This is a genomic window from Arthrobacter sp. Br18 (assembly GCF_000520555.1).
In the GTDB taxonomy this organism is placed as follows: Bacteria; Actinomycetota; Actinomycetes; order Actinomycetales; family Micrococcaceae; genus Arthrobacter_D.
Genome location: NZ_KI914861.1, coordinates 34485 through 44060 on the forward strand (window position 1 = coordinate 34485; position 9576 = coordinate 44060).

At 65.1% G+C, this 9576-nt stretch carries 8 protein-coding genes, 1 pseudogene and 1 riboswitch; of the genes and pseudogenes, 7 read left to right on the top strand and 2 right to left on the bottom strand.

Annotation, left to right across the window (positions count from 1 at the left end):
* The first annotated feature begins 207 nt into the window (after positions 1-207).
* The 7 genes from recA (at position 208) to Y704_RS20090 (ending at position 8076) form a co-directional block, all read left to right on the top strand.
* The gene (recA, locus tag Y704_RS0109145; RefSeq protein WP_026549900.1) at positions 208-1257 is read left to right on the top strand and encodes a recombinase RecA; all 1050 of its coding nucleotides are present in this window, start codon (positions 208-210) and stop codon (positions 1255-1257) included.
* A 433-nt stretch (positions 1258-1690) separates the two neighbouring features.
* The gene (locus Y704_RS20080; RefSeq protein ID WP_081747514.1) at positions 1691-2164 is read left to right on the top strand and encodes a regulatory protein RecX; all 474 of its coding nucleotides are present in this window, start codon (positions 1691-1693) and stop codon (positions 2162-2164) included.
* Positions 2165-2174: 10 nt separating this feature from the next.
* Positions 2175-3716, top strand: a complete 1542-nt coding sequence (miaB, locus tag Y704_RS0109155; RefSeq protein ID WP_275451060.1) for a tRNA (N6-isopentenyl adenosine(37)-C2)-methylthiotransferase MiaB — start codon at positions 2175-2177, stop codon at positions 3714-3716.
* Between the two features lie 70 nt (positions 3717-3786).
* Positions 3787-4791: a tRNA (adenosine(37)-N6)-dimethylallyltransferase MiaA gene (miaA, locus tag Y704_RS20085; RefSeq protein ID WP_081747510.1), complete on the top strand. Its 1005-nt coding sequence runs from the start codon at positions 3787-3789 to the stop codon at positions 4789-4791.
* A complete protein-coding gene (gene dapF / locus Y704_RS0109165) occupies positions 4760-5719 on the top strand; it encodes a diaminopimelate epimerase (RefSeq protein ID WP_026549902.1) in 960 nt (319 codons plus the stop codon). The genes miaA and dapF overlap by 32 nt, the downstream gene beginning before the upstream one ends.
* 198 nt (positions 5720-5917) lie before the next feature.
* The gene (locus Y704_RS0109170; RefSeq protein ID WP_253904274.1) at positions 5918-7504 is read left to right on the top strand and encodes a sensor histidine kinase; all 1587 of its coding nucleotides are present in this window, start codon (positions 5918-5920) and stop codon (positions 7502-7504) included.
* A 113-nt stretch (positions 7505-7617) separates the two neighbouring features.
* On the top strand, positions 7618-8076 hold the full coding sequence (locus Y704_RS20090; RefSeq protein ID WP_155850290.1) for an Hpt domain-containing protein: 459 nt from the start codon (positions 7618-7620) through the stop codon (positions 8074-8076).
* A 15-nt stretch (positions 8077-8091) separates the two neighbouring features.
* Here Y704_RS20090 and Y704_RS0109180 read toward each other — a convergent pair whose 3' ends face one another.
* Entirely contained in the window at positions 8092-8931 is an 840-nt protein-coding gene (locus tag Y704_RS0109180) for a response regulator transcription factor (RefSeq protein WP_051476860.1), read from the bottom strand.
* A 166-nt stretch (positions 8932-9097) separates the two neighbouring features.
* Positions 9098-9172, bottom strand: a riboswitch (cyclic di-GMP riboswitch).
* A gap of 240 nt (positions 9173-9412) precedes the next feature.
* Positions 9413-9576, bottom strand: a pseudogene (locus Y704_RS25205) (16S rRNA methyltransferase); the annotation flags it as partial.

Genomic DNA, 9576 nt, shown 5'->3' on the forward strand with positions numbered 1-9576 from the left:
GTCCTGCCGGGAGTGGGAACGGGACGGGGCCCCGGACACACCTACCAATTATTCGAAACTTTGTTCGGTCGGCGCTAGGATAGAGGAAGCACGCGGCGTCGGACTGTCCACATAGCAAGGGCACTCCTCAGAATGTCAGAGCCGGCCGATAGGGTCGGAACGAACACGCAAACGGCCTACAGGGCCACAACCAAACCGAGGTGAATAATGGCCGCACCAGCCGACCGCGAGAAAGCCCTTGAAGCTGCACTTGCCCAGATTGACAAGCAGTATGGCAAAGGCTCGATCATGCGTCTTGGTGACGAGATTCGTGCCCCCCGCGAGACAATTTCCACCAGTTCCATCGCTTTGGACGCAGCTCTCGGCATCGGAGGGCTTCCCCGCGGCAGGATCGTGGAGATCTACGGGCCTGAAGCGTCGGGCAAGACCACCGTCGCACTCCACGCCGTCGCCAGCGCCCAGCGCAACGGTGGCATCGCCGCGTTCATCGACGCCGAGCACGCCCTGGACCCCGAGTACGCCAAGAAGCTCGGGGTGGATACCGATGCGCTGCTGGTGTCCCAGCCCGACACCGGCGAGCAGGCCCTGGAAATCATGGACATGCTGATCGGGTCCGGCTCGATCGACGTCGTGGTGATCGACTCGGTGGCTGCGCTCGTACCCCGCGCCGAGATCGAAGGCGACATGGGAGACAGCCACGTGGGCCTCCAGGCCAGGCTCATGAGCCAGGCCCTGCGAAAGATCACCGGCCGGTTGAGCCAGACCAACACGACCGCCATTTTCATCAACCAGCTTCGTGAGAAAATCGGCGTGTTCTTCGGCAGTCCTGAGACGACGACGGGCGGCAAGGCGCTGAAGTTCTATGCATCAGTGCGCATCGATGTCCGGCGAATTGAAACCCTCAAGGAGGGTGTCAACCCGGTGGGTAACCGCACGCGGGCCAAGATCGTGAAGAACAAGATGGCTCCACCATTCAAGCAGGCGGAATTCGACATCCTTTACGGACATGGAATTTCGAGGGAGGGCGGACTCATCGACGTGGGCGTGGAGAACGGGCTCGTCAAGAAATCCGGCGCCTGGTTCACCTACGACGGCGACCAGTTGGGCCAGGGCAAGGAAAACGCCCGCAAGTTCCTGATCGACAATCCGGACCTGGCTGATGAACTCGAGCAGAAGATCCGAACCAAGCTCGGGATCGGCGTCCAGCCGGAGGAGGCCGAGGGCACTCCGAAGCTCAAGGCCGTCAGCGGGGAGTAGCCGGATGGCTGCGGAAGGGGCTTTTGGTTCCAGCGGAACATCCGACCCTTCCCGCGGATCTTTCGGCAGGAGCAAGAGTCCCAAGGCCGGAAGCAGGAATGCCGTAGGCCGCGCCGCCTCCGGTCCCCATCCCCGGAGGCGGCGCCCCGGGCAGGAATCGCCGTACGGCCCGGTGATGGGGGCCGACTCCTCTTGTGAGGCGGAGCCCGGCCCTGATTCCCATGACGAGACCGATCGCGAGAAGGACGCCGGAGACGGCCGACGTAGGGAGGCGCCCAATTCCAGGGCTCGTCCGGATCAGGAGGACAGGTCGAGCGGCACCCCGGATCGGGACGGGCGCGCAGCTCAGTCCGGGATCCTTTCCGAGCGTGCCGGGGAGCCATCGGGAGACCCGTACGGACTCGCCCGGACCATCGTGCTCCGTCATCTGGCCATGGCGCCGAAGAGCAGGTACCAGCTCGCCCAGAAGCTGACGGAGCGGGACGTTCCCGACAACGTTGCTGCTGCGGTGCTCGACCGCTTCGAGGAAGTGCGGCTCATCGATGACGCCGAGTTCGCGATGATGTGGGTGCGCAGCCGCGCGGAGACGCGGTCCCTGGCCCGGTCGGTCCTGAAGAGGGAACTTGCCGACAAGGGCGTGCCTGCCGAGCTGGCCGAGGAGGCCCTGGCCCAGGTCAGCGACGACGACGAGCGTGCCTCGGCCGTGCAGTTGATCCGCCGGAAGATGCGTGCCGGCATCGATCTGTCTGACCGGCGAATCCGCGACAAGGAAACCCGGAAGCTGGTCGGCATGCTGGCGCGGAAGGGCTACAGCCAGAGCCTGGCGTTCTCCCTCATCAGGGACGCCATGAGCGAGAGGCAGGCCGATGACGATTGTGGGCTCACGGTCGGCCCGCCGTACCCTTAAGGGTGTGAGTATTACAGCCCCCGTGCCGTCGCCGGCCCCGCTTCAGCAGAACGAGACAGGCAGCCCGCGCACCTACGAAGTACGCACTTTCGGCTGCCAGATGAACGTCCACGACTCGGAGCGCATCTCCGGACTGCTTGAGGACGCCGGCTACGCCGCCGTCTCGCGAGGGCAGGCCGACGTGGTCGTCTTCAACACCTGCGCCGTCCGTGAGAATGCGGACAACAAGCTCTATGGAAACCTCGGGATGCTCGCCTCCGTGAAGGAAACCCACCCCGGCATGCAGATTGCAGTGGGTGGCTGCCTCGCGCAGAAGGACCGCGACACGATCCTGCGGAAAGCGCCCTGGGTGGACGCAGTCTTCGGAACCCACAACATCGGTGCGCTGCCGGCTCTGCTCGAGCGGGCCCGCCACAATGACGAAGCCCAGCTCGAAATCCTCGAATCGCTCGAGGTGTTTCCGTCGACGCTGCCCACGAAGCGTGACTCGGTATATGCGGGCTGGGTTTCCATCTCCGTGGGCTGCAACAATACCTGTACGTTCTGCATCGTCCCAGCCCTGCGCGGGAAGGAGCGCGATCGCCGGCCCGGGGACATCCTGGCGGAGATCGAGGCACTGGTGGCCGACGGCGCGATCGAGGTCACGCTGCTCGGCCAGAACGTGAATTCCTACGGCGTCGAGTTCGGGGACCGCGGTGCGTTCGCCAAGCTCCTGCGGGCCTGCGGAGCGATCGAGGGCCTGGAGCGCGTCCGGTTCACCAGCCCGCACCCCGCCGCCTTCACGGATGACGTCATCGAGGCGATGGCTGAAACCCCCAACGTCATGCCGCAGCTGCACATGCCCCTGCAGTCCGGGTCCGACCGCGTGCTGAAGGACATGCGTCGTTCCTACCGGTCCGCGAAGTTCCTCGGGATCCTCCACCGGGTGCGGGAGCGGATGCCGCACGCGGCAATCTCCACCGACATCATCGTCGGGTTCCCCGGCGAGACGGAAGAGGATTTCCAGGCCACGCTCGACGTCGTCGAGAAGTCCCGGTTCGCGACCGCCTTCACCTTCCAGTACTCGAAGCGCCCGGGCACTCCCGCAGCGGAGCTGGCAGACCAGGTGCCGAAGCACGTTGTGCAGGAGCGCTACGAGCGGCTGACGGCGCTCCAGGACCGCATCAGCGAGGAAGAAAACGCGGTGCAGGTGGGCCGGCAGGTCGAAGTCCTGGTCACCGCGCACCAGGGAAGGAAGAGCGCCGAGACCCACCGGCTGTCGGGGCGCTCCAGGGATCAGAGGCTCGTCCACTTCTCAGTGCCCGACGGCGGGCAGAGGCCGCGGCCCGGGGACCTTGTCACCGTCACCGTGAGCCGTGCCGCGCCGTTCCACCTCATCGCCGACCCCGCATCGCTGCTGGAATACAGCGTGCGCCCGTCCCGTGCCGGGGAGGCGTGGGACCGTTCGCAGGCGGACTCCTGCGGCGCGCCCTCCTCCGGCGCCGGTGGATCCGGGACCCGCGGTATCCCGCTCGGCATGCCGTCGCTTCCGATCCGCGGGCTGGCCGGCTGACCGCCGGAAAATGCGGGTGTCAGTAAGGAGCTTTGTGCCGGGGGCAGATCAGCTGCCGCAGGAGGATCACATGCCTGACGCAGATCGCACGACTCCCGAGGCACCGGTGATCGCCGTCGTGGGTCCCACAGGTTCCGGAAAGTCGGACCTCGCCGTTCGGCTGGCGCTGGAGCTTGACGGGGAAATCATCAATGCCGATGCCATGCAGTTCTACCGCGGTATGGATATCGGTACCGCGAAGCTTTCCACCACCGAGCGGCGGGGCGTCCGCCATCATCTTCTTGACACCCTTTCCGTCCGTGAGGAAGCCAGCGTCGCTGCTTTTCAGCAGGCCGCACGGGCTGCCATCGATGGGATCCGGAAGCGTGGCAAGGCGCCGATCCTCACCGGTGGGTCGGGGCTGTATGTGCGGGCTGTTCTCGACCAGCTCGAGTTTCCCGGTACTGACGCTGGAGTACGGCAGCGCCTTGAGGAAGAACTCGAAAAGAGGGGATCCTCGGCGTTGCGGGAGCGCCTGGCAGCAGTCGATCCGGTGTCAGCCGCCAGGGTCACCGATAACCGGCGGCTCGTCCGTGCCCTTGAAGTATCAGAAATCACCGGGCGTCCGTTCAGTTCCTTCATGCCCGAGCGTCGGTACCACCAGCCCGCCCTTCAGGTGGGACTGGGGGTGGACAGGGATAGACTGCGGCTTCGCCTTGGACAGCGGGTCCACGCGATGGTGGCCGCCGGCTTGCGCTCCGAGGTGGAGCAGTTGGCCGGCCAGGGACTGAAGGAGGGCAGGACGGCGTCCCGGGCGCTGGGCTATGCTCAGTTTCTGAAGGTTCTCGACGGTTCCCTGTCCGAAGACGCCGCCGTGGACGAGACGATTGCTGCCACCCGGCGCTTCGCCAAGCGTCAGCTAACCTGGTTCCGTGGAGACCCGCGCGTGGACTGGCTGGATGGCGAGGACCCTCGCCTGCTTGAGAAATGTTTGAGCCTTCTACCCGACGGGCTGCCCGCCTGGAAAAATACGGACCAACGAGCTTCAACCCAGGAGGGTGAGCGTGCCAGCCCAGACGCCCCAAAAGCAACCTAATCTGCTCGCAGGAATTCCCTTCGTCAAGGGCCACGGAACGGGCAATGACTTTCTCCTGATCCTTGATCCGAGCGGGCAGATCGATCTGGACAGCAGGAGTGTTGCAGCCGCCTGTGACCGGCACCGTGGCGTCGGAGCAGACGGACTGATCCGCGCGGTGCGCTCGGAGCATGTTCCCGAAGGCAGGGCGCTGCTGCAGGGTTTCCCGGACGCCGAATGGTTCATGGACTACTGGAACGGCGACGGCTCGAGTTCCGAGATGTGCGGCAACGGTGTGCGGGTGTTCGTTCATTTCCTGGCAGAGAAGGGGCTGGTTTCCCTGGAGGCTGGAGCAACCGTTGCCGTCGCAACGCGTGGCGGGGTGAAAAGAGTGGCCGCGTCCCCGGACGGGTACTCCGTGGACATGGGGCCCTGGGAGTTCATCCACCCGGACAGCGCCATCGCCCGGGGGACTGACTCGCTCGTCGAGGTGCAGGGACTGGATGTGGCGCGGCCCGCCCTGTCCGTCAGCATGGGCAACCCGCACACGGTCGTCGCCCTGGCGAGCCCGGAGGAACTGGCAGCAGCAGGCCTGCATGCGGCCCCGCTCGTGACACCCACTCCGCCGCAGGGGACGAATGTCGAACTGGTCGTGCCCCATGATCCGCTGGTCGAGGACGGAGTAGGCGTGGTCACCATGCGTGTCCACGAGCGGGGCGTGGGGGAGACCCAGTCCTGCGGCACAGGAGCCTGCGCGGCAGCCGCCGCCATCCGGTACTGGGCGGGGGACTCGGCGCCGTCCCGCTGGGCGGTGGGCGTCCCCGGCGGTGCTGTCGGGGTGGTGTTCCATGCAGGGGTGGACGGGCGGGAGCACGTCGAACTGAGCGGACCGGCCGAGCTGGTGGCGGAGGGCGTGCTGTTTCCGGCGTCGTTCCCCGCCGGCCCGTAGCGGGCGCCTCCCGCCCGGAACTTCAGGAGCATTGGAGCGTCTTCTGCCGTACTTCCTGTGGAAGCAGTAATAATGAATCCATGGTCTCTCTCCTGCACGCCTGTCTCTCGAAGCGCGCGCCCGACACGATCCGCCAGTTCGATGTTTGAGGGGGATTCCAAGAGGCCCTTGCTGGAACGCCTGAGTCCAAGAACCCGGATGGGGCTGAGTCAGTTCCCGCTGACGATGATCCTGGTGTGCCTGGCACTGGCCGCACCCGCCGCTTGGCCGGGACTTCTGGGCGAGGGTCTGTTTCAGGCGGCACTGCTGATCCACGCCCTGCTCTTCCTTCTGTGCTGGATCGTCCCCTGGGAGCGGCTTCCTCCGGTCGCCACGCTGAGCATTCCCCTGGGCGATATGGTCGCCATTGTCCTCTCGCGGAACGGCGCACTCGATTACCTGCCCGGACTCGGCATCCTGCTGATCTTCCCGGTGATCTGGCTGGCTGCCTCCGGCCGGTTCCCGACCTCCACAGTGCTGGCCAGTTTCCTGGTTCCCCTGGGGATGGGCCTGGTTCCCCTGCTGCGCGCACCTGCGGAAGCCACCGCGACCCAACTGACCTCGACCGTGCTGCTGGCGCTCATGCTGCTGGCGGTGGCGTCGGCGGTGCGCTTCGTGACAGCCACCATGGCCCTCCAGCAGCGGAAGCTGGAACGGAAAGACACCGACCTACGGAGACTGCTTGAATCGAGCGAGAGACGGGAGAGCCTTCTCAAGACCATCCTGGACACCATCGATGTCGGCGTTTCCGCCGTGGATACCACCGGATCCGTCACCCTGCGCAACCACCAGCAGGAGATTTTCGATCGCACCGGCGTCAGCGGGGACCACCTGGCTGTGGACGGGCCCGGCGCGCCGCTGTACGGGCAGGACCGGAAGACCCGGTTGCCGGCGGACAAGGTGCCGGTGGTTCGGGCCACCAAAGGGGAAACGTTCGCTGACTACCTGGTGTGGATCGGCGACGGCGCCGGCGCGCGTGCGCTGTCGACGGCTGCCCGGGCTGTCAACGACGAGGCCGGCGACTTCGCAGGGGCAGTCGTCGCTTCCAACGACGTCACCAGCCTGGTCGAGGCAATCACGGCCAAGGACGAGGTGATCGCTACGGTGTCCCATGAACTCCGGACCCCACTGACGTCCGTTCTGGGGAACCTCGAATTCGCGTTGAGCGAGAAAGATCCGGAAGTGAGCGCCCACTATGTCGAGATTGCGCACCGGAATGCCGAGCGTCTCATGGAGTTGGTCGCTGACCTGCTGCTGTCGAGCTCGGCGGCGATGACGGTTCATCCGCGCGAGACGGATATCGCCGGTCTGATCGATTCGGTCGTCGGTTCCGTGGCTCCGCAAGCGGCTGCGGCAGGCATCGAGATCAAGACCGACGTCCCTGCGCCTCTCTGGACGCATACCGATCCACTGCGGATGAGCCAGGTATTGGACAATCTCCTCTCCAACGCGATCAAGTACACATCAACGGGAGGCATGGTCGCTGTGCGGGCACGCACCGAAGGCGGGCAGCTCAGGCTGGACGTCCGCGACACCGGCGTGGGAATGTCGCCTCCGGATGCGGCGCGGGTTTTCGATAGGTTCTTCCGCACCAGTTCGGCGCGGACCTCGGCCATTCCCGGCACGGGACTCGGCTTATCCATCGCGAAAGCCATTGTCGAGGGACACCACGGCAGAATCTCCTGCGTCAGTGCACCAGGGAAAGGCTCGACATTCAGCGTCAGTCTCCCCCACATCGCTTCCTGAGGATCCGCAGGGGTTCTGCCCTCGCCAACACCGCATCAGGCACAAAGCGCAAGGTTTACGCAGGTTGCGTAAAAGTGCCGGTTTCCCGAGGGGAATGCACGTAGCATTTGGGAGTGTCCTCCCCATACTTTCCCTCAGCTGACGACGGGCCTGCTGTCCGCGCAAACGCCGGTAGCGAGCCGGGCCCCTCCGCCCCGTTCGCACTGTGCATCGGGAACGAGCCGTTGGTGGACCGGAGGGTGCTGAGTAATCTGGAGGAGGACTTCGACAGCCCGACGACGGTTCATGCGTTCGCCCGCGATTTCGCGCAGTCATGGGATGGGAAATATCAGCGGCTGGCGAGCTCTGTCCAGCAGCGCGACCAGGCTCGGGCGATGGAGGCTGCGCTGAGTGTGAAGGTAACCTCCACCATGGTCGGAGCCGCGCGGCTCGCCTTCCTGGCTACCCGGTTCGAGCAGCTCATCGAGAATAACGACATGGATGCCGCGGCGGGAACCCTCGCCTGCGTGGCAACGTGCGGGTCCGACACCACCACAGAACTTTTCCGGACCTATATTCCCCGGGAAGGGTAGATAGTACCCCTCCCGTTATTCCGCTGCGGGCTGCTGCTGGGACAGGGGAATAAGCCGGTACCCAATTCCCCTGACCGTGGTGATCAGATCGGAATTACGGGCGCTCGTCGAAAGCTTGCGACGCAGGTTCCCGGTGTGAACTTCGATCGCGCGTTGGTCCGCGTCGCTGACGTAGGAATACCCCCGATATTCCTCGCCACGGACAACCCCGACGAGCGCTGATCTTGTCCGGACGGCTCCATTACTGCGCAGGAGGTCATCCAGCAGATCGAATTCACTCCTGGTCAGAAGCAGTTCTTCGTCGGAGAGTCGTACCGTCTGGGCTTCCTTGTCGAGGGTCAATTCGCCGTGCCTGAGCGTCATTGCACCCCTCGAGGCAGGGGCAGGGGCAGCGGCAGGGGCGGAGGGAGTGGGGCCCGGCGTGGTCGGTGTCTGTCGCGGACGCGTTGCCCCAGGGCGCGGACGACGCTGCAGCGCATCAATTCTCGCTCGCAGTTCCCGCGGACGGAACGGCTTGACCAGGTAATCGTCGGCTCCGGCCTGCAAAGCGGTGAGGGTATCCCGTTCATCCGCCCGGGCACTGAGCATGATGACGTAGCAGTCGCTGATACTGCGGATTCGCCGAAGCACCTCGTACCCGTCGATGTCGGGTAGCCCCACATCCAGTGTGACCACGGTCGGCGGGTGCCGGCGCACTACTTCCATGCCGTCGCGTCCCGTTGCCGCGGAGTCGACGTCGAACCCGGCCTGCCGCAGCACAGCGATCACGAGGTTTCGGATGTCGGCGTCATCCTCGATGACAACGGCCGACCCCTGCTCGGGGTCCAGCTTCCACGGTTCGCTGTTCGTGCTCATGCCTCCGCGGTACTCACTCCCTGGCGAGGATCCGATACGCTGGCGTCGACTGCCCGTAGCCCGGCAACACCAGTGCCGACCAGAGTGCCGGCCAGAGTGCTGTGGAAGGCTGCAGTTACCGGCGCTTGTGATAACCAGGTGTGAGGCATGGCTGAGACCCTTGCTGTTCGGTAGCCCGGCGGACCGCGTGGGTCCCGTGGCTTCGCGTCCCGGATTTGCACCCGGTTTGCCCTGATGAACGGGCTGGCGCCCATTCATGTTCACGGACTTTATCAGGGAAGCGCAGCAGCGGCCACCGGTTTGAATGCGGCAGTTCGGCGATCGGGCGCCGGAGGATTCCCGTCCGGGTGGGGAATCGATAATAGGCGCGGTTAGTTGGAGGACATTCGCCCCGTGGAATCGTGGAATTGTCCTCCGGCGCCCGCATGAACGTTCTGGTCGTTCCTGGCGGTAATTCCGCCGAATTCCAGGGGTGCTGTGGCTACATCTTTCCGTCGGCCGGACCACCGGACCGCTTCACATGAAGAATGCGGAACGATTTCGACGTGTCTGCCCGTCGCACTGCAAAGTCCTCCGACAGGGACTCCATTAGCCATCGCTGGAGCGAGTCGGCGCCAAGGTTCTTCTGCACCACCAGCCAGGCAT